General features: G+C 59.1%; 18 protein-coding genes. 6 read left to right on the forward strand and 12 right to left on the reverse strand.

Annotated elements, in window-relative coordinates; all coding sequences use genetic code 11:
* The first annotated feature begins 67 nt into the window (after positions 1–67).
* A complete protein-coding gene (locus tag CKV99_RS08470; RefSeq protein WP_092255781.1) occupies positions 68–1,489 on the forward strand; it encodes a zinc-dependent metalloprotease in 1,422 nt (473 codons plus the stop codon).
* Here CKV99_RS08470 and CKV99_RS08475 read toward each other — a convergent pair.
* A complete protein-coding gene (locus tag CKV99_RS08475; protein WP_092255784.1) occupies positions 1,486–1,974 on the reverse strand; it encodes a M48 family metallopeptidase in 489 nt (162 codons plus the stop codon). The two genes, CKV99_RS08470 and CKV99_RS08475, sit on opposite strands and share 4 nt — an antisense overlap.
* A 67-nt stretch (positions 1,975–2,041) precedes the next feature.
* Between CKV99_RS08475 and CKV99_RS08480 the strand changes: the two genes are divergently transcribed.
* Positions 2,042–2,881, forward strand: coding sequence for a hypothetical protein (locus CKV99_RS08480; protein ID WP_092255787.1), 840 nt, complete (start codon positions 2,042–2,044; stop codon positions 2,879–2,881).
* A 29-nt stretch (positions 2,882–2,910) separates the two neighbouring features.
* Here the strand turns inward: CKV99_RS08480 and CKV99_RS08485 are convergent, their stop codons facing one another.
* The 8 genes from CKV99_RS08485 to CKV99_RS08520 form a co-directional block, all read right to left on the reverse strand.
* On the reverse strand, positions 2,911–4,956 hold the full coding sequence (locus CKV99_RS08485) for an ATP-dependent DNA helicase UvrD2 (RefSeq protein ID WP_092255790.1): 2,046 nt from the start codon (positions 4,954–4,956) through the stop codon (positions 2,911–2,913).
* Positions 4,953–5,714, reverse strand: a complete 762-nt coding sequence (locus tag CKV99_RS08490) for an NAD(+) diphosphatase (RefSeq protein ID WP_092255794.1) — start codon at positions 5,712–5,714, stop codon at positions 4,953–4,955. Before CKV99_RS08490 ends, CKV99_RS08485 begins: the two co-directional genes overlap by 4 nt.
* The gene (locus tag CKV99_RS08495; protein WP_092255797.1) at positions 5,714–6,805 is read right to left on the reverse strand and encodes a potassium channel family protein; all 1,092 of its coding nucleotides are present in this window, start codon (positions 6,803–6,805) and stop codon (positions 5,714–5,716) included. The genes CKV99_RS08490 and CKV99_RS08495 overlap by 1 nt, the downstream gene beginning before the upstream one ends.
* Before the next feature lie 22 nt (positions 6,806–6,827).
* Entirely contained in the window at positions 6,828–10,130 is a 3,303-nt protein-coding gene (locus CKV99_RS08500) for an ATP-dependent helicase (protein ID WP_092256697.1), read from the reverse strand.
* Between the two features lie 10 nt (positions 10,131–10,140).
* Positions 10,141–13,182 carry an ATP-dependent DNA helicase gene (locus CKV99_RS08505; RefSeq protein ID WP_092255800.1) on the reverse strand — a complete coding sequence of 1,014 codons (3,042 nt, stop codon included), beginning with the start codon at positions 13,180–13,182 and terminating at the stop codon, positions 10,141–10,143.
* A gap of 3 nt (positions 13,183–13,185) precedes the next feature.
* Complete coding sequence (locus CKV99_RS08510; RefSeq protein WP_231909989.1) at positions 13,186–13,938, reverse strand: hypothetical protein; 753 nt, start codon at positions 13,936–13,938, stop codon at positions 13,186–13,188.
* Positions 13,939–13,971: 33 nt separating this feature from the next.
* The gene (locus CKV99_RS08515; protein ID WP_231909990.1) at positions 13,972–14,889 is read right to left on the reverse strand and encodes a DUF3152 domain-containing protein; all 918 of its coding nucleotides are present in this window, start codon (positions 14,887–14,889) and stop codon (positions 13,972–13,974) included.
* 87 nt (positions 14,890–14,976) lie between these two features.
* Positions 14,977–15,201 (reverse strand): DUF3107 domain-containing protein, encoded by a 225-nt coding sequence (locus CKV99_RS08520; RefSeq protein WP_092256702.1) that lies wholly within the window; start codon positions 15,199–15,201, stop codon positions 14,977–14,979.
* Between the two features lie 163 nt (positions 15,202–15,364).
* Here CKV99_RS08520 and CKV99_RS08525 point away from each other — a divergent pair, with 163 nt between their 5' ends.
* Both CKV99_RS08525 and CKV99_RS08530 read left to right on the forward strand, forming a co-directional pair.
* Positions 15,365–16,765: a DEAD/DEAH box helicase gene (locus CKV99_RS08525; RefSeq protein ID WP_092256705.1), complete on the forward strand. Its 1,401-nt coding sequence runs from the start codon at positions 15,365–15,367 to the stop codon at positions 16,763–16,765.
* On the forward strand, positions 16,766–17,968 hold the full coding sequence (locus CKV99_RS08530; protein ID WP_092255808.1) for an Rv3212 family protein: 1,203 nt from the start codon (positions 16,766–16,768) through the stop codon (positions 17,966–17,968).
* On the opposite strand, the gene CKV99_RS08535 is transcribed toward CKV99_RS08530, so the two are convergent.
* A complete protein-coding gene (locus tag CKV99_RS08535; RefSeq protein ID WP_092255811.1) occupies positions 17,949–18,395 on the reverse strand; it encodes a hypothetical protein in 447 nt (148 codons plus the stop codon). The two genes, CKV99_RS08530 and CKV99_RS08535, sit on opposite strands and share 20 nt — an antisense overlap.
* Positions 18,396–18,945: 550 nt before the next feature.
* Between CKV99_RS08535 and CKV99_RS08540 the strand changes: the two genes are divergently transcribed.
* Positions 18,946–19,206: a WhiB family transcriptional regulator gene (locus CKV99_RS08540; RefSeq protein WP_018296155.1), complete on the forward strand. Its 261-nt coding sequence runs from the start codon at positions 18,946–18,948 to the stop codon at positions 19,204–19,206.
* 118 nt (positions 19,207–19,324) lie between these two features.
* A complete protein-coding gene (locus CKV99_RS15115; RefSeq protein WP_095066802.1) occupies positions 19,325–19,399 on the forward strand; it encodes a 50S ribosomal protein bL37 in 75 nt (24 codons plus the stop codon).
* Between the two features lie 114 nt (positions 19,400–19,513).
* Here CKV99_RS15115 and CKV99_RS08545 read toward each other — a convergent pair whose 3' ends face one another.
* The gene (locus CKV99_RS08545) at positions 19,514–19,792 is read right to left on the reverse strand and encodes a mycothiol system anti-sigma-R factor (protein ID WP_092255816.1); all 279 of its coding nucleotides are present in this window, start codon (positions 19,790–19,792) and stop codon (positions 19,514–19,516) included.
* Positions 19,793–20,398: a sigma-70 family RNA polymerase sigma factor gene (locus tag CKV99_RS08550; RefSeq protein WP_269457266.1), complete on the reverse strand. Its 606-nt coding sequence runs from the start codon at positions 20,396–20,398 to the stop codon at positions 19,793–19,795.
* Positions 20,399–20,432: the final 34 nt, after the last annotated feature.

Here is a 20,432-nt window from a genome sequence, read left to right on the forward strand (position 1 = left end):
CCACAGCGTTGCTCTGACCTTCCCTGCTGATGGCTTTAGATCAAGAAGAGACGGTACTGTGGTACCCATGAGCAACGGATTCGGTTTCTCCTTTCCCAACAACAGCAATGACGACGACGACAACGATAACAACCGTCGCGACGATCATAACGCCAATAATCCTTTTGGCGCGTTCAGCTTTAGCGTCGGTGGCCCCCAAGACGGTGCTGGAAGTCTTGGTGATATCTTGAGCCAATTCGGCCAGATGCTCTCCGGGATGGGTGACTCGATGAATTCCGATGCGTCCTCACCGATCAATTATGAAATCGCCGAGCGCACCGCGCGCCAACAGATGGGCCAGGTCGCTAACGTCAATAACGGGGATAAGAACGCCGTTGAAGAGTCAGTGCGTCTGGCGGACCTCTGGCTGAACGATTCCACCAACCTGCCTGCAGCGGAAACTCGCGTAGAGGCGTGGAATGCCCATGACTGGTTGGAGAAGACTCTGCCGATGTGGCAACGCTTTGTCACCCCGGTCGCAGAGCAGATGAACCGTGCCCAGCTCGACTCCATGCCACAGGAAGCCCGCGAAATGATGGGGCCGATGACCCAAATGATGAATCAGATCAACAGCATGCAAGGCGGGATCCAGCTCGGCCACTCTTTGGGCGAGCTGGCCACCCAGGCAATCAGTGGATCTGACTTCGGGCTGCCCGTTGCTCCGGCTGGCACCACTGCCCTGTTGCCGAATAACGTCGCGCAGATCTCCAAGGATCTCAACGTTCCTGGCCAGGAGATCTTGGTTTATATTGCAGCGCGCGAGGTAGCTCGCCAGCGCCTGTTCAAGCATGTTCCCTGGCTGGTAGAGCGACTGGTGTCTTCCGTCGAGGAGTACGCCAACGGTCTGGTCATTGACACGTCGCACCTCGAGGAGGCGGCGCGCGAGTTGAACCTGGAGTCGGGTGACCCCCAGGCCATCCAGGAAGCGCTGGGCAAATTGCAGGGCATGGACTTCTCCCCTCGCATCACATCTCGCAACGCTACCGCTACTGCGCGTTTGGAAACCCTGCTCGCCTTGGTCGAAGGCTGGGTGGACATTGTCGTGACCGAGGCTTTACAGCAACGATTCCCGTCTGAGGTTGCGATGAGCGAGGCGTGGCGTCGTCGACGCGCCACCGGCGGATCCGCAGAGAAGGCTTTCTCCACGGTCGTGGGCATCGAATTTGAAACACCTCGCGTAGATAAGGCTGCTGAGCTGTGGCGCCGTGCCACCCAGGCTGTCGGCGTTCAGCGCCGCGACCAGGTCTGGGATCACCCGGATCTGCTTCCGTCGGCTGAGCACCTCAACAACCCAGCGGCGTTTATCGACGCGCTTCTCGACGACGCACCAGACACAAAATTCGACGAAGAAATTGCAAAGCTGGAAGAAATGCTGCGCAATGAGCCCACCCCAGACAAGCGCAAGGACGACGGTAAGGACGACGGCCGGGAGGATGGTACCGAGCTTTAAACGAAACGCCCGAACGCCTCCAAAAAGCCCTTCGCCCGCTCGGCGAGGGGCGTTTTGTCTGCCCACACCCAAAATTCAGGCCCGTGGCCGGGGATAAACGTGTGTGTGAGCTCATGGACGATCACGGAATCCACCACGTAGTCGGGAGCGTCCTTCAACCTGTCACTGATCCGAATATCGCCCGTTGAGACAGTACAGGACCCCCACCGGGTGTTCTGGTTGCTCACCCACCGGATTGATCCCACAGTGGCGCGTCCGCGCAGGACCTCGTCGTTAAGCTTTTCTGCCCTGACCTGCAAGTCGGCGTCGCTGGTTCGCCGTGACCCGTGTTTGGCGGCCAGCTTGGCCACCATGTTGGCTACGGCTTCTTCTTCCTGCTGCTGAGTGAAGGTGGCGGGAATGCGGACCTCAATATGGTCGCCCTTGTGCCTGGCCTGGATGGTTCGACGCCGCTTCGCTGAGCGGATCACCTTCACGTTCGACATGACAGATGATTGTAGCTGTGGTGGAATTAAAGCAGACTTATCACGTTCTCAAGGGGGAGAGTTTATCGTGTCTGAAACCAGTTACCATCTTGCTCGCGGCGTCGCCGTCGTGGTGCGCGACAGCACACACCTTCAATTCGGGCTCGACGCAACGCGTGCCGGTGTGATCACCACACCACACGCTCACGCATTGGCCGAAATCTTCCGCGAACTCACCAGCCCGGTGCCACGCGGTTTACTCATTACAGACATCACGGCACGCACCGGCACCGACGATCTCACCGCAGCAGCGCTTATCGACGACCTTGTCGCCTTCCGCATCCTGGTGCCCCGTTTTCGCGACAGTGTCTATGTCTTGGGGCGCAGCCCGCTGGCCAAACATCTGTGCGCCCATTTCAGCGATATCGGGTTTTCGGTACGTCGCCCTATGCGGTCAGAGACAGACGCCGAGTTTCTCGGGCGCGTTCCTCAAGCAGCTGCCGCGGTGCTCGTCGATAAGCTCGCGTGGTCTCATACCCTCGCCGCCCGGATGCAGTACAGCCAACACCTAGTTTTGCCGGTTAACACCATCGACCAGCATGTGGTTGTGGGGCCGGTGCGCACCCGCGGGGTGGGGCCGTGTCTGGTGTGTCACCAGTTGCATTATGCACAGGTTGACGGGAAGTGGAATGCCGTGGTGTCACGGTTCCCGGCGGGTCCTCCGAGTACCGATCCCACAGTGATCGCTGCAGGTGTGGCGGCCGCCAGCACACAACTGCGTCGCGCTATCGGGCCCGCGCTGCCACCCGGAGTGACCCACACCTTGCCAGCGCCGGGCGAGATCGTGGTCGCTGATCCGTTTGCCACCCCGGCGCTGTCGACGCGCACTATGGCCCGGCACCCGCAGTGCCCGGTGTGCCGCGGATAGCACCACACGTTGGCGACAAACGCCGCCAGTTAGTGAAACCCGCCCAGAACCTCAAGGACATCGTCGCCAAAGTTCTCCACTTTCGCAGGGCCCACGCCAGCAATATCCAACAATTCGGCATGGTTGGTGGGCTTGGCCTCGGCGATAGACATCAGGGTGGCGTCGGTGAAAATCATGTACGCCGGCTGGTTCCGTTGGCGTGACAGATCAAGGCGCCATTGTTTCAGCGCGAAAAAGATGTCCTCGTTGAAGCCCGGGTCACAGTCAGCATGCCTGCCCAGGGATTTCTCTGCGGGCGTGTCTAGAGGAAATCCACACACGCGGCAGGACTTTGCGCGCCTGAGCCGTTCAGGGGACTTTTCGACGTCCACTTCAGGGGCGATCCCATCAAGGAAGCGGGAACGCTTACGCGACTTGTTTCCACCTTCTTGCCGGGCCAGCGCCCACGAGAGGTGGAGGTGTTCGCGCGCACGTGTCACCCCCACGTAAAACAGGCGGCGTTCCTCCTCGATCTGCTCTGCACCCGCCTTGATAGCGTGCGAAATCGGCAGGGTTTTTTCCACCAGTCCGACCAGGAAAACGGCATCCCACTCGAGGCCCTTTGCCGCGTGCAGGCTGGCCAGTGTCACCCCGTCCACGGCCGGTGGCTGCTTTGATTCTGCCCGCTTGTGGAGTGATTGCAGGACGCCAACTAAATTGGTGGCCTCTGCGTGGTTGACGATGCCCTCGATCAGATCAACCAGAGCCCCGAGGATCTGCCATCGCTCACGGGCCTGCGCACCCTGAGGTTCCGTCGGTGTCAGCCCTAGCGGTGCCAGCACCTCACGGGCAGCCTGGATGGGGTTTGCTTGCAGGCGGGGGTGGCGTGTGGCCTTCGTCAGCGCGTGGATAGCCTCCCTGATTTCTGGGCGGGCGAAGAACCCTTCACCGCCACGGACCTGGTAGACGATGCCGGCATCGGACAGCGCTTGTTCAAACTCCGCAGACTGGGCGTTGACTCGGTAGAGCACGGCGATCTCCCCGGCTGGCACACCGGAGTTAATCAAGCTTAAGATCGTGCCTGCCACTTCACGGGCCTCAGTGGGCTCGTCGTCGTAGGCGTTGAAGGTGGGCTGGGGGCCGTGCTCGCGCATACCGATCAACTCAAGCCGAGTACCGGCTGCGCGCCCGGTGGCCTTCCCAATCACGGTGTTGGCCAGGTCTGTAATCTCAGGAGTGGAGCGGTAGTCGCGCTGCAACTTCACCACGGTAGCGTTGTCATAGGTGCGGGAAAAGTTCAGCAGGTAGTCCGGTGTTGCCCCTGTAAAGGAATAAATGGTCTGGTTGGCATCGCCCACCACTGTCAGATCATCACGCTGACCCAACCACGCCTCCAACACGCGCTGCTGCAAAGGTGTGACGTCTTGATACTCGTCCACCACGAACGTGCGGTACTGGTTGCGGAATTCCTCGGCCACCGCCGGCGCGTTCTCCAACGCGCCCGCGACGTGCACCAGCAGATCATCAAAGTCGAGTAGCATCCCGTCTGGGCTGGTCTTCGAATCCTCATAGCGCTGGTAAACCTCCGCTACCTTGGCCGCCTCCACGGGAGGTGTGCGGTGGTAGTCGTCGACACGCTCCTTGTACCCTTCCGGGCTGAGCAGTGTCGCCTTGGCCCATTCAATCTCACCGAGTAAGTCGCGCACCATATCCTTGGAGCTCTCCAGCCCCACGCTGCGCGCGGCCCGCCCCACCATGGGGAATTTGTTATCGATCAACCGCCACGGCATATCGCCGTATACTTGCGGCCAAAAGTAACGCAGCTGGCGCAACGCCGCCGCGTGGAAAGTACGCGCCTGCACTCCCCCAATGCCCATGGTGCGCAGGCGGTCGCGCATTTCACCGGCGGCACGCGAGGTGAACGTCACAGCAAGCACACGGTTCGGCGACGCCTGCCCCTGGTCAATGAGGTGGGCGATGCGGTAGGTAATAGTACGGGTCTTACCCGTTCCCGCACCAGCGAGGATGCACACCGGTCCGCGCGGGGCGGTAGCAGCAACCCTTTGGTCGTCGTCAAGCACACTCAGGTCGATCATGCGCCCTCCTTTCGCATCGCGTGCTCGCCGCGGTACCACGTGCCAATCAGGGTCCGCGCCAGGCTGCCGGGCAAAGGCAGCGGCAGCTGTTCAATATCTTTTCGCGTAGCCCAAATGATCTCAGCAAGTTCCCCGTCTGTCTCATCAGCTGGGGGCGCGCTCTCACGTTCTGCGAAAAAGCCCATCATGAGCGAGCCGGACATCGCCCATGGCTGTGAGGCAAAATAGGTGATGTTTTGGCAGCCGTAGCCGGTTTCTTCCAGCACTTCGCGCGCGAAGGCCTCCTCTAAGTTTTCACCGTGTTCGACGTAGCCTGCGATGCACGAGTAGTAGCCCCTGCGGTGGCGGTTTTCGGCCAGCAGGATAGCGTCGGCACGCGTATCGACGACCACCCCAATCACTGCGGGGTCCAACCGGGGGAAGAGGGGCCGGTCGCGGTCTCCGCGGGCAACAACGCCGGCGTCGTCATAACGCAACTCAGACCCATCGGCGGGGTCAAATAAAGTATGCGCCCGGTGAGCCAGCAAACTGACTGCGCGCGCAATGGTGCGGTCCTTGGCGAAATTGCGGGCGTAGGCCACCTCGTGTTCCGAGACGTGGCGGACCACGTCGCGGGGGACGCGTACCGCGTAGATATCGCCAGTGACATGGACGGACACCCCTAATGATTCACCGGTTGCGGATGCGACGAAAAGCGGGGCACCAAAGCGGTCGACAGGAAAAGCGCCAGTGTCATCAAGCAGGAGGTAACGTGCCATTAGTCTCGCTGCGCCTCCGGCTCTACTGGAGAGTAGCGAATGTAGAGCAGCCGATCGCCCGGTTCGACGGTCTCTGCCTCAGGAGAGTCGATGCGGTACAGCTCACCTGAGCGCACCAGGCCGAGGACGATATCTGCTAGGTGGCGTGGGTTGGCCCCCACCTCGTCTTCAGAGATTGCGCGTTCTGCCACGGCGAAACCTTCATCAGGGCTGAGCAGGTCTTCGGTCATTTCTACGACCGACGGGGTGACAGTAGCAAGACCCAGGAGACGGCCCGCGGTTTCAGAGGACACAACAACCGAGTCTGCACCCGACTGCTGCAGGAGGTGCTGGTTTTCTCCCTCGCGCACACTGGCCACAATCATCACTGATGGTGCCAGTTCACGTACCGACAGGGTGCACAGCACTGCGGTATCGTCACTGCTGGTTGCTACCACCACGGACTTTGCGCGGGTGACACCCGCAATCTTCAGTACGTCGGATTTGGTGCCATTTCCTTGTACTGCCACTAGCCCGTCGGCTTCCGCGTGGGATAAAGCGGTGTGGTTAGTATCAACCACCACGATGTTGCCCGGTGCCTCTCCGCCTGCCAGTAAAGCGTCGACGGCAGACCGCCCCTTCGTGCCATAGCCAATGACGATGGTGTGGTTACGCACTGTTTTCCTCCAGCGTTGAATTTGCAGCGTCTTGCGGGAATCTTCGGTCAGCACCGACAAAGTGGTGCCAACCAGCAGCATCAGGAAGGCGATGCGCGCCGGCGTCATCACCAAAATATTAAAAAGGCGCGCGCCTTGCGTTACCGGCGTGATATCGCCGTAGCCTGTCGATGACAAGGACACACCGGTGTAATAGACAGCGTCTACCAGCGTGAGCTCTTCCGAATACCCGTTTTTATCGAGGAAGACTAAAAAAGCCACGATCATCAGGATCGCTGTTGCGTACGCGAAACGGCGGGTAATCAAGGTCCACGGACTAGTTCGCAAATGCCCCGGCAGGCGGATCACGTCGAGCAGCGCGTGGTCCGGCTGTTGGATCAGTTCGACATCACCCCGGAATCCGGCCCTCGGCCGCAGGTTAGGGAATTTACTCACAACGGTCCCATCTTCTTAAGTCTCATTTTTGCGCCTGCTTTCTGTTTGAGAACTCTAGTAGCTTTTCCAATTCTTCCCGATCCGGCACATCACGCGGCGCGAAATCCTCCCCCGAGCGCACGTAGAAAAATGCTGTGGAGACGTCTCTGTGATCGTCGGCGATGCGCTTCCACGCCTCGCGGTACACCGCAAGCTGAATCTTGGCTGTCTCCATATCTCGGCCCGTGGGGCGTTGCCCGGTTTTCCAATCCACCACCCACCAGGTGTCGTCGATCAAAAATACCGCGTCCATACGGCCTCGTACCACCGAGTCTCCCAGCGCGATTTCAAAGGGGTGCTCAATAAACCGCGGGGTTTTCTGTGCCCAGTGGCTGGCCTCAAAGCCCTCTTTGAGCTGTGCCAATGTCTCCGCATCCACGTTTGCTTCATCGTTTCCTGGCAGTTCGTCCTCATCAAGCAGGGGTCGCGCACCGTAGAAATCTTCGATCCACTCGTGGAACGCGGTGCCCCGCTTGGCGTACGCGTTGGGTTTAAACGGCACCGGCCTGCGGGCCCGGCGCGCAAATTGTTCAGGGTCTGCTTTGATCGCTACCACATCCGAGGCGGTGAGTTCACCGGGTACTTCCACGTCTACATCGGGCGATTGCAGCGCCTCATATTCCTCGATCAGCGCCGTGGTGTCCCGTTCCCACAGGCTAAACAGCTCGCCGGCTGCGACATCGGGCAGGTTGCCCAGTGCGTCGTCGATACGCGTTGCTGCCTCAAGTGCACGCTTATCGACGCTCATCTGTGGCCACTGCCCCTTTTCGGCGTGCGAGCCAGATGAATCTGGTGTGTCACTTTCACTGTTTCCGCCGCTTTCGCCGTGAGCCTGGTTGTCTGTTGCCCAAACAGCGACCTGTTTCGCATCTAGCAATTCGGTGAGTGCCTCGAAGTGCTCATACGGGCCGGTGGCTTTCGTGGTGGTAGGCGTGGTGGCTGAGCCGGTGATCAGGAGGCGTCGTTCCGCCCGGGTGATAGCTACGTAGAATAACCGTGCTGTCTCCTCTGCGGAGTCGCTGCGAATCTTCGCGAGAAACTCTTTTCCGGCGTCTTCGAATTCCTTTTTGTCGCTGGCTTCCTCGATAGCAGTGAAGTCTTCGACTGGTAGGCGTTGAACCTGAGTCAGAAACGTTTCGGCCTTCGCTGCGTACGTACGCTGGTCAGCGTGCACAACAGCGACGGTATCCCATTCCAATCCCTTCGCTTTGTGCGCGGTGAGAATCTGCACGCGATCAGTGCGGATAGGTACCGCACCCGGGGTTAAGCCGTCTTCATGTTCGCGGGCCAAGGAGAAATAGTCCAGCAACCCATCCACGCTGGCGCCAGGGTAGGAGGCGACTTCGTCGGCAAGCCTGTCGAGGTGTACCGTGCCTGTTGAGCTTGGACGCGACAACACCTCGGTCCGAATATTGAAAGTTGCGATAATATCTGCGATCAGATCAGGCAGGCGCTTACCCAGGCTGTACATGCGCAGGTGGCGCAACTTCGACGACAATTCCTGCAGCCTGCGCAACCCTTCGGGGCTGTAGCGCTCGGGTTCACCGAGGTCAGCTACGGCATCGGTCAGGCCTGCCTGCTGGTCTGGGTGGCTTGTCATTGCCTGCGTCTCAAAAACCACCTGTTCTAATTGGTGCCGGAGTCGATCGAGCGGGTCATCGCTTTCGGGGCGCTGGGTGGCTTGTGTGGCGGACAGGTTTCGTGCTCGTTGCCCTAGCGCGTAAAGATCCGCGGCCCCGAGCCCACAGGCCGGGCCCGTCAGAATGCGCAGGGCAGCCTGAGAATCCTCGGGGCGGACCAACATGGTTGCGATTGCTATCACGTCAGCAACCTCGGGAACATCCAGCAAGCCTGCCAGCCCCACGATCTCATAGGGTATCCCGCGTTGTTCAAGCTGTTGGGCCACAAGCGCAGAGTGGGAGTTCTTCCGAACGAGCACCGCGGCTGAGAACTTCCTTGCCGTCTCCTCTAGACCAGCCTGAGTTGCGTGGAATTGCTGTGCAAGCTGGTCGGCAACGAAAGCCATCTCTTCGTCTTGCGTGGTGAAAAACCCAACGGTGACATCGCCTGCCTCCGGCTGCGGTCGTGGCTCCAGGCGCGCGACAGCACGCGTTGCAGGGTTCGACCCCAGCACAGCATCGGACACGCTATTGGCTAGTTGGAGGACTTCGGGCGGGTTGCGCCAGGATGTGGTGAGCTCCGCCTTCGGGGCGGGGTCACCGTTGGGCTGCGGAAAGTCCTCAACAAACGCGGCGAGGTTCGCGGCGGTTGCACCGCGCCAACCATAGATCGCCTGCATGGGATCGCCCACCGCCGTCACCGTCAGGGGTGTCGAGGCCTGGTGAATACTTTGTTGGTCGGCTCGGTCCTGGACATCGCGCCCCTCACCGAACAGGCTGCGCAGCAACACCCGCTGGGCGTGTGAGGTGTCTTGGTACTCGTCCAGCATGACCACGCGGAACCGTCGCCTCTGCGATCGCCCAACCTGGGCATGGTCGCGTGCGAGGCGCGCTGCCACGGACATCTGCTCGTTGAACGTCACCACTGACCGCTGCGCCAACTCTTGTTTCAGCGCAGAGACCAGGGGCAGATAATCACGGCGTAGCTGCTGCGTGGTCAGCCACTTCTCCATGGTCTTGGTTAAATCAGCGCGCTGCCTGGGGCCTTTCGGAAGCGATTCAACCTCGTTGATAAAAGCCGTGGCTTCATCATCCACCCACTCAGGCGTGTGCAGGTTATTGTCCATTTCAGTCACCAACGCCAGCAGGTTTTCTGTCACCGCGCCGACGGTGCTACTTGCCCCTAGCTCGCCGGTGTAATTAGTCACCACATCGCGGGCGACAGAATTCAGTTCCGCCGCCGTAATCAGCCGGGCATCCGGTTCCACTGGCACCAGCAGCCCGTATTCACGCACCAAGTCTGCTGCATAAGCATCGTAGGTGGACACAGTGGGGGTGATCACCGTTAACGCGTCGGCAAGCCCGCCTGTGGGATCCAGCCTGCGCACCAGATCTGGCGTAGAAGCCAACGTGGTCAGCCGATCGCGAATGCGTCGGCCCAGCTCTTGTGCAGCCTTTCGTGTAAAGGTTAGCCCAAGGATCTCTTCTGGGCGGGCGTATCCGTTAGCAACGAGCCACACCACCCGAGATGCCATCGTCTCCGTCTTACCCGCACCGGCTCCAGCGACCACCAGCAGCGGACCTGGGGCCGCACCGATAACGGCTGCCTGCTGGTCTGTCGGCGGGAATTTTTGGCCCAAGTACTTTGACAGCAACTTCGGCGACATCGGGGAAGTATTAACCACGAGTAATGTCCTTCCCTTCCGACTGCACGGGGCACACCGCGCGCACCAGACATTGATCGCAGTGCGGCCCTGTGCGCGCAGTAAAGGCAGGCCCGGCTAATTCTCCAAGCAGCGGTGTAATAACTTCAGTGAACGCGGCGAGCTCCTCAGGTGTTTTTGCCACTTGGTCCCTAGTAGTCACGCCTGCCGCAGCCGTCGCCGGATACACCAATACTGCCCCACCCACCTCGATGGGGGCCTCGTCGTCACGCGCCGTTCGAATCGACTGCTCTGCCACCACCGCCTTAGACAACGCGAGCTGGTATGCGAACAACTGCGCGTTGTCCCGGGTCTGTTCCATCGACGGCGCGTACTTGCCAGTCTTCAAGTCGACGATGATCGCCCTGCCTTCGCTGTCCTTTTCCAACCGGTCGATCCTGCCTCGGATCCGTAACTCGTCGGTGACATTGACATCAACATCAAGCTCAGTGCCGATCAACTCAAACGCGCCGCGGGAGCCCTCCAGCCACTGGGACGTGCGATCCAGCAGCCGGTCAAACTGCTCAAGATCGCTGTGGCGCTGCCACGACGGTACCTTGTGGAGTTCTTTATAAGCGTCAATGGTCGCTTGGCGCGCCAGCTGCTCATCGGCACCGTTTCCGATCGCTTCAAAATAGGCGTGAACCAAAACGCCACGGACCATGTGGATGGTGTTGGTGGTCTGGATCATTCCGCCTAAGACATCCTTCAGCGGGCAAGCAAGCAACCCCTCGATACGTGACGGCGACAAAGCTGCAGGCGCAGGCAACGGTTCCTCAGTAGACACGGTAGTGGTTGTGTACCACTCAAGGGGAGCCGCACCAGGGATTCCTGCCCGAGTCAGGCGCGCTAGTTGGCGGATTGCCTGGCCCCGGACCACCTCAGAAGCACCGTCATCGATAGCGGCCCGCCGGAGTTCAGCAATGAGATCTGGCCTCGCCAACACACGGACCGCAGAAGTTAATTCGGGTTGATCAATCGCCCACGCCGGGGTTTCTTCCCGCTGTTGCGCAACCGGCTCAATATCGAAGTGGCGACAGAATTCCTCGATGAAGCGTGACGGCTCCTGAGCCTCCTCGTCATCAGGCGCATTCACCGCAGTAACGAGCAAAAAATCCGTTGCCCTGGTAGTTGCCACGTGGAAAAGACGGCGTTCTTCCTTCAGACGATCTGCACTATGCGACACAACAACGGCAGGATCGATCCCCTTATCGAGCAGATCGATGAGGTCCTCTTGCCCAAAAAGGGAACCAGTCTCACCGAGGCTCGGCCAACTGCCCTCCTGCACACCTGCAACAACCACGTGGCTAAATTCCCGTCCTACCACGCCGTGCGCAGTCAACAATGCGACAGCGTCGGCAGTGGCGGTCCGACGATCACGCACACCAGTAGGTAATTCTTGCTCCGAGATGTGGGTGATGAAGGCTTCGATCCCGGCTTCAGGGCGTCGCTCCGCGAAATCGCCTGCCGCGTCGAACAACGCCATCATGGCATCCAAGTCTCGGTCCGCCTGAGAGCCTGCCGCCCCACCGCGCAAGGCATGTGCCATCAACCGGTCGCTCAGCCCAGTTGCGTGCCAAACCGCCCAGAGAACATCTTCAACAGAACCGTGAGCGTTAACCGCAGCATGGCCGGCCTGCACGACGCGGCGAATCCGCTCGAGGATATCGAGTTCACGATCGGTAAGCATCGAACCGAAATCAGGCAGCGGGCGCTGCGGCTGCAGCAAGCTCCGCAGCGTCTCTTCCGCACGCGTCTCCGGATCAAACCGGCGCAGACCACGCAGCAAACGTCGCAGTGTGACAGGATCTGTTCCGCCCACCGGGCCAAGCAGCAAGTCTCGCCACTGACTGGCCGTCAACTCATCATACAGCGCCCGCACCCCAAGAATCATGGCTGCGACGATCCGCTGCTGGCTTAACACCACATCAGTAGGGTTGAGCGCTACCGGAACACCCGCCTGTAACAAGATGCGATGAATAGGCTCCAGCATTCCGGTGGAGCGCACAACCACACCAATCTTGCTCCACGCCACCCCATCATCGAGGTGAGCGCGGCGCACATGGTCAGCAATCACGCGGTGCTGAGTAACAGCCGTATCACTGATGACCACCTCGCGCACGGGTGAGCGTCGTGAAGCACCAAGATCAATCGGGGTGGCATCGAGGGAGGAGAAAAAGGCCGGTGAAGCACCGCGGAAGTGAAAGACCGACTGATCCACATCCCCACCAACTACTGCCAGATCCGCCTGGTGGATCAGTTGAGCAAGCAGCTCACCCGACGTCGGATCGAGGTGTTGAGCATCATCAACCACGATGGTGTGCCACGAGGACTCCACCGGCTGCTCCAACACCGCGGACACCAACTCTGAAGCCGAATAGCTAGCAACCCCCCACAATCGCATGACGCGCTGGTACTCCACCAAAAAATCGGCGGCCGCAGACCAGATTGGCATCGCATGCCGCTTCCCCAGCGCGCGCAGATCCTCAGCAGTCATGCGCCTTTCGACAGCACGCAGCAAAAAGTCGCGCAGCTGACGGGCAAACCCCACGAAGGTAAGAGCAGGGCGTAGTTCCTCAGGCCACGTCCCGGTACCGTACTCAGCATTGCCCTCTAGGAGCTGCCGAATGACGGCATCTTGCTCCGCACCAGAAATCAGCCGGATGGATTCCTCAGAACGCTGACGAACAATTGCGAAAGCCAACGAGTGCACCGAGCGCACCAACGGTTCATTCGCAACAAAACCAGATTGAGCGACACGTTCTGACAGTTCCCGCCGCAGACGCGCACCTGACTCTTTTGACGGCGCCACCACCAAAACCCCATCTGGGTCCCCCGTCCGCCGAATCGCTTCCATCGCAGTGTCTATCAGGAAGCTGGACACACCCGAACCGGCCTCCCCGGTCACCCGCCACACCCCCCGTTCGGGCACATCGACAGCCCACGTTCGCGTGGCGACGTGAAGCTCACGCGGAACCAGGCGGGCCTGCGGATGAGGAGGTAATTCGACAACCATGACTCAGATTGTCGCAGACCCCTCCGACATCAGGAGAGTCCGCACCCGCTCAAAATTAGAACGCTCGTTCGATAGCCCCTCGCCGGCTAGCGCCTCCCGGTACCGCAAGGCACACTCAGTGAGCTGAGCCATATCAGGAATGTGCGCCCAGCGCTCCACAACCGCAGCATCAACAGCCCGGGCGATCAGGGCGTCGACAAGCACCAGCGCCGCAGTGTAGCCGTGAGGTCGCAGCTGGCCGGTGGGCACAATATCAGTCAACGCCGGCGGCAACGTACCCGAATAAATGGTGCAGGCCAGAAAATCCGCATGGCATACCTGAACAGGGCCATCCCAGTCCGCATCACCCCACGCCACGGCATCGGCGCGCGCCCACCGGTCATCCCGGCCGGCTGGCGGGGCCTCGACAACAGCCATCGCATCGTCGAAACGCAACGCCGCAGCAATTGTTTCATCAACACGGCGCGCGGTCTCCCCCTCAATAAAATCACTCGCCTTGTAGCCCCCGACGATAAAACGCCCATCGGTGGCCCGAGCTGGCCGTGAAACACGTACTCCATTGATGGAGATCTTGTCGCGCACCTTCGCAGACCACACGGAGGTACTGGTAGCCGGAGCAAACACCGTCGTTCCGATCAGCACCCCATGATCCCACGCCGGGCCAAGCGCTTGAGGCCGATCCGATTCGGCCTGAAACGCTGACAACACGTGCTCAGGAACCAGGGCCGACACACCGCCATCGTGTGGCTTTGACACAGTAAACCTCCTAGATTCACAGCTCGTGGCAGACTACAAAACCCCGGGGCGCGGAAATGGCCACGGGTTGGCACGGCACGTATCCGAGTTGTCGGGGTACACCTCAGTCGGATCAATGGCATAAAGCTCTCCGTTATTTAAGCTCAATGTCTGCTGCATCATAATGGGCGCAAGAGCACCATCACGACCACACGGTTCATGCAAGGCATACCCCAGGCCATGACCTACTTCATGATTGACCAAGTACTGGCGGTACGCCCCCACATCACCCTGAAACGGAGTAGCGCCACGCACCCAGCGAGCCTCATTGACAACCACCGTATTTCCACCGCCAACAGTGGTTCGGCAGCTTGTCTCCATCTCAAGATCCGCGCCACACATTTGAGCAGTCGTGCCCACACTTGTCAGTTGGATATGCATATCCGGATCATCCTCAGGGCCGACATGTTCAAAGCGGTAACGGGGATCATTCGTCCATCCACGCGGGTCAGACAACGTCGCGTCGACAAGTGCGGCAAACGCATCATCACCACCATAAGCAGCAGTATCCACCCCATTTTCCACCTCGACCACAAATCTCATCGTGATTTCAGTGCCCTCCCCCGCCGTCATTCCTGGCTGACCGACAACACGATAGGTACCCTCACCCTTCTCGGTATAGGGGCCACCAGGGGGAAGATCAGTAAGTTCGAGGTCCACCAGCGGACTCTTCGCTGGGTCTGGACCCTGCTTCATCTCAGGCTTTTCATCAACCTGGTGCATCTGTGTCGTCTCTACGGACGCCCCGCTCGACTGCAAACTTGGCTCAGTAGGGCTGCGAGCAATGTCGATGACCACAAAAACAGTGATTACAGCTAACACAGGGATGGCGTAGGCGCGCCATCCCCATTCACTGGCGAAACGGACAAAGAAAGAATCGCCCTTCCCACTTCGCCGTGCTGGCTGCTTCACCGGATCCACCGAAACTCTTGAATCTGCGCGAACTCTTGAATCTGCGCGATCTACATGGTCGGACATAATGGGTCTTAACTTAGCGCATTACCCGGCAAAGCCCACTGTGTGTGAAGCGCTCTGGCCAACCTCGACGTAGGAAATGCGGTCAGTGCGAATGACAAACTTGCGCCCCTTCGAGTCCTCCAGGGTGACCGTCGGCTGATTCGATTCGATGGCGTGGGCGATCTGGCCAACTACATCGTCTTGCTCCGACTTACTGGAAACAACAAGTTCGCGTGGGCTTTCTGCAAGTCCAATTTTGATATCCATAATGTGAAAATTCACTGTCCTTTTCTTTGTGCATTCAACCGTAAAACAATCTCCAAGCGAGCAGAACCACTCGCCCCAAAAATATGCGTTCACTCCGCGCCATGCACGGTAGTGATTCCATTGTAATCAGGTCCGCTAGACTGAGGGCGTGTCCTCCGATGTTGTGAACCAGAATTCCACCACCCCGTCGTTCGCTGAGCTCGGCGTGGCAGCCGAGATCACTGATGCGTTGGCCGCCCACGGCATTACGCATACCTTTTCCATCCAGGAACTGACCCTCCCGCTTGCCCTTGATGGGACAGATCTAATTGGCCAAGCACGCACCGGCATGGGCAAGACGCTAGCGTTCGGTGTTCCCCTGCTCGACCGTGTTTTTGACGATGCGGACATTGAGGAGTTGGACGGCACCCCTCGTGCTCTGATTGTGGTGCCCACCCGCGAACTGGCAGTGCAGGTTGGCGATGATCTAGACAAGGCGGCGACACACCTTCCCGTCAGCGTCTACACCATCTACGGTGGTCGCCCCTACGAGGAACAAATCTCCGCCTTAGCTAACGGAGTTGACGTGGTTGTGGGCACCCCAGGGCGCCTGCTTGATCTCTACGAGCGTGGCAATCTCACCCTCGAAAAGGTGGCCGTCCTCGTCCTCGATGAGGCCGACGAAATGCTGGATCTTGGATTCCTCCCCGATATTGAAAAGATTCTCGCCGCGCTCACCCACCAGCACCAAACGATGCTATTCTCCGCGACCATGCCTGGACCGATTCTCACGCTGGCGCGGACCTTCATGCACAAACCCGTACACATCCGCGCCGAAGCCGCCAGCGCAGGGGCCACGCACTCCACAACGAAGCAAGTGGTTTTCCAGTCGCACAGGATGGATAAGGGCGAAGTGACAGCGAAGATCTTGCAGGCCGAAGGCCGCGGGCGCACCATCATCTTCACACGCACTAAGCGCTCCGCTGCCGATGTCGCAGATGACTTAGCTCAGCGCGGCTTCTCCGTCGGCTCTGTCCACGGCGACTTGGGCCAAGAGGCGCGAGAGCGTTCCCTCAACGCCTTCCGCGACGGTTCGATAGAAATCCTGGTTGCCACCGATGTTGCTGCGCGCGGCATTGACGTCGATGACGTAACCCACGTGATCAACTACCAAACCCCAGATGATCCGATGACATATGTTCACCGCATTGGGCGCACCGGTCGCGCCGGCAATTCCGGCACCGCGGTGACACTGGTTGGTTATGACGAGATGCATAAGTGGAGCGCCATTAATGCTGATCTCGGGCTTGAACAGCCGACTCCCCCTGAGTGGTTCAGCAACTCCCCCGAACTCTATGAAGCTTTGGACATCCCCGAGAATGCGTCGTCACGCGTCGGTGATCCAAAGAAAGTGCTTGGCGTACCGTCTGCGCGTACCCGTCGGGGCTCGAACGACAGGTCACGCGGAGACTCACGCGGCGGAGTACGCAGAGGTTCGCGAGCAGGTTCGCGAGCAGGTTCGCGGGCTGGTTCGCGCGGCCGCTCAGCTGCACGTTCGACGCGAAACTCGCGGGGTCGCCGCTAAATGGCACCACCGCTCCAACGCTCCCGAGGCGATCTCATTGCCACCGGGGTGATCTCCCTGATCACTGTTGTTGCAGTGACCATCGCGTTGTTCAGCGCACCGATCCGCTCCTCTGAACTGACACCTGCGGCCGAGGAATTCGTTGCTGAATCGCACCTTACCGAGATCCCTTCGGCGTTCACCGAGATCGCGCGTGCCGACGATCACTCCCCCTCGCTCACACCAGTGACCTCGGAAGGCATCACAATAGCAGCTGGTGAGCACCGCATCACTGGATACGCTCCCGATGGATCCGAATTATGGGCCTACGAACGTGTTGCAGACCTATGTGCCCTGGCAGCTGCGTGGGGCAAGGCGGTAGCCACATACCGCACCAACCTGGGCTGTGGTGACGTGGTGGCGATTGACTCCACCTCCGGAGAATATGCAGGTACCAGGTCTGCTCCTGCACCCGATGAGGTAGTAAGCATCTCGTCGAATGATCGAGTTGGCACAGTAGGTGCTCCGCGTGTGGAATTGTGGCGCAACGATCTGGTGCGCACGGTAGAGTACGGAACGGTAGAGGCCCCGCAGGAAGCCGATATGCAACCCAACCCAAACTGCACCATTACCTCGGCGCTAACGCGTACCTCGTTGCTCGCCGTGACAGAAATCTGTGGGGAAGAGACTTGGCTGCGGCTGCAGGACACCACCCCGGAGGACTCCCGCGAACCCGAGATTATGGCAAACACACAGGTCTCGCCAGTATCCATTTTGGTGAGCATCGGACAAACTGCGGCCGCAGTATATGATCCGACGACGTCCGAGGTCATTGGTATCGATAGTGACGGGGTGGAAGTCTCGCGCTCCAACGTCCAACCGATGGAGCAGGTTCCTGCACCCTACAAGCCAGTGGTGGCAGATCTACCTCACCACATGTCGTACTTCGATGGATCTCGGCTCATGTTGCTCGACCCGGACACGCTGGCTGTCACCACCATCTACGAGGGGGCCTTAGGTACTGGCGTTGCAATAGCCAATCGCCTGCTCTACCCCATCGAGGATGGAATCGCGGTTGCGAATTGGAACACGCAAGAAATTGAAAAGACGATCCCCGTCGACCGTGGTGGCCATATAGGAAACGTTGCACTCGCTGTGGCGGGCGAATCACTCGTCGAAAAGCGAGGGTCCCAACTAGTCTTCCTTAGCGCCCGTAACGCGTAGCCACCCACGCCGTCGCCTGCGGGTGAAAAGCGCCCACCAGAATTAGCACGACGGACAGCGCAGTCACTATTCCAAGCACTATTGCTCCGCCCTGGAACATGAAAAAGGCGATGGCAATGAGTAGCAGCTGCATGTACACCATCGGGCCACGGCCCCATGTGGCGCCTCTCAGCAGCGCGATCGCACCTGCCAAAACAATCCCGAACACGATCCAGATGAAGACTGCGGTACCGATACCGATGTATTGAGCGTTCACACTGTCCGATACCACAGACGGGTCGTTCTTCCCCACCAAGTCGCGCACGGCCAGTACTGCACCGAACACGATCGCAACAGTTGCCTGCACGATCGCCACTAACGCAGAAAAACGCAGCGGCGCAGGCGGGCGGGAATCTTCGGGATCATGGATCTCTTCAATGTTCGTCACGAGTCCCCAGTCTAGCCTGCCCCTTAGTTCTCACATGAAGACGCAGTACATGACGCCACGGCAACACACCGGTTAATCCATCGTCAGCATTATCACACAGCCGGTTACGCACCAATTCCCCACCCGTACAGATAGTGGGAGAGCTCTAGGAAATTTGACCTTTTTGCAAAAGTACTCTTCAAGCACTTAACGACGATCTTGCCTGCTCACGCCACCAGAGGGAAATCGGAAGATGGTTTTTACCACCCAAGTAATTAGAATTCCAGACCGGAAATATTGTGATCTTGGCAACAAATCGGACGTTACCCCTAGCGGGAAACTTGATTACATGTCATGATTCTCGGGTAGCAAAAACAACCGGCTGATGAATCGGCCATTAACTTCAAGCCACCACGGAGTTAACACTAGGTAAAGATGATGGGCCTCGGAACCACCGCAGGACTGCCGTCCCACCACCTAGCACAACAACACTGTGCAACAGTTTCCCACGGGAGGCTGCTAGTGGTGTACACACAACCGCTGTTCAATAACTTTTAAGGAGCATATCACCATGGATTGGCGCCACGAAGCTATCTGCCGAGACGAAGACCCAGAACTATTCTTCCCTGTCGGAAATTCCGGCCCTGCACTGTCCCAAATCGCACAGGCCAAGCTGGTCTGCAACCGCTGCCCAGTCACCTCCATGTGCCTGAAGTGGGCACTCGAAACCGGCCAGGACGCCGGTGTGTGGGGTGGCTTGTCTGAAGAAGAGCGTCGCGCTCTGAAACGTCGCAACAAGGCACGTGGCCGTCGCGCACGCGTCACCGCTTAAGCACCAGCAACGATACTGAGCACAGGTAACCAGACCCGAATTTCCCACCGGCGAGACCGAACACTAAAGTCAGTGGGTAAGTAACTAACCACTGACAATAGATAAAGGAGGCCCGCACATGTCAAAGCGTGGTCGGAAGCGTAAGGATCGCCGCAAGAAGAGTGCAAACCGCGGCAAGCGCCCAAACTCATAAGAACAGCATCACAAACAAAACAGCACCCCACCTAGCCCCGGCAAGGAGGGGTGCTGCTGTTCGTCGAGACGCCCCGCGTCGAGAGAAAAACCGAGAGCAAAAAGCACCCGACTCCTACTGAAACCGCATCTCCGTGTACGTCACAGAGATCCGCGCAATGATGCGGCTGCGCAACGTCTCCGGTGCTGGCTCACACCCAGAGCATCTACGCACCAATTCCCGCACAGCACGCTCTGACTTCAACTGCTCGAAACACTCCGGGCAGCGAGAGATCAACCGTTTAATTTCCTCGGCGCGCGCGTCGGTGGTGTCCGCGTCGAGAAGCTCACACAGCAGGGATTGCGCCTCCCCGCAGCCCATGCAGCATTCTTCGTTGTGCTCCTGCGTGCTCATCTACTCGGTTCCTTCCTGCTGTCCATCCTGCATGTCGGGATGGCCCAACCCGATGCCTTTTTCGGCTGCCACATCCTTCAACAAACCACGCAACTGTTTTCTTCCCCGGTGCAGCCGGCTCATCACCGTACCCACCGGAATATTCATGATCTCGGCGATCTCCTTATACGCAAACCCCTCCACATCAGCCAGGTAAACCACCATGCGATAATCGTCGGACAACGAGTTCAGCGCATCAGTAATCTGCGAATTCGGCATATTCTGCAGCGCCTCAACCTCAGCAGACTGCAACCCAGTCGAATCATGCGAACTAGTGGTGTACAACTGCCGATCCGTCATCTCATCCGCCGAGGTCTCCAACGGGCGGCGCTTCATCTTCCGGTACGAATTAATATACGTATTCGTCATAATGCGGTACATCCACGCCTTGAGGTTGGTACCCGGCTTGAAACTTTCGAACGCGTTAAACGCCTTCAGATACGTCTCCTGCACCAAGTCTTCAGCGTCCTGCGGGTTCCGAGTCATGCGCAGCGCACCGCCATACAACTGGTCAAGAAGCGGCATGGCCTCATCAGTGAAGCGTTCAGAAAGATCGGTCTGCGACATATCGGCCATTGTAGGCTACGCGTGTCAGAACAGT

It is taken from the genome of Corynebacterium cystitidis (genome assembly GCF_900187295.1).
GTDB lineage: Bacteria > Actinomycetota > Actinomycetes > Mycobacteriales > Mycobacteriaceae > Corynebacterium > Corynebacterium cystitidis.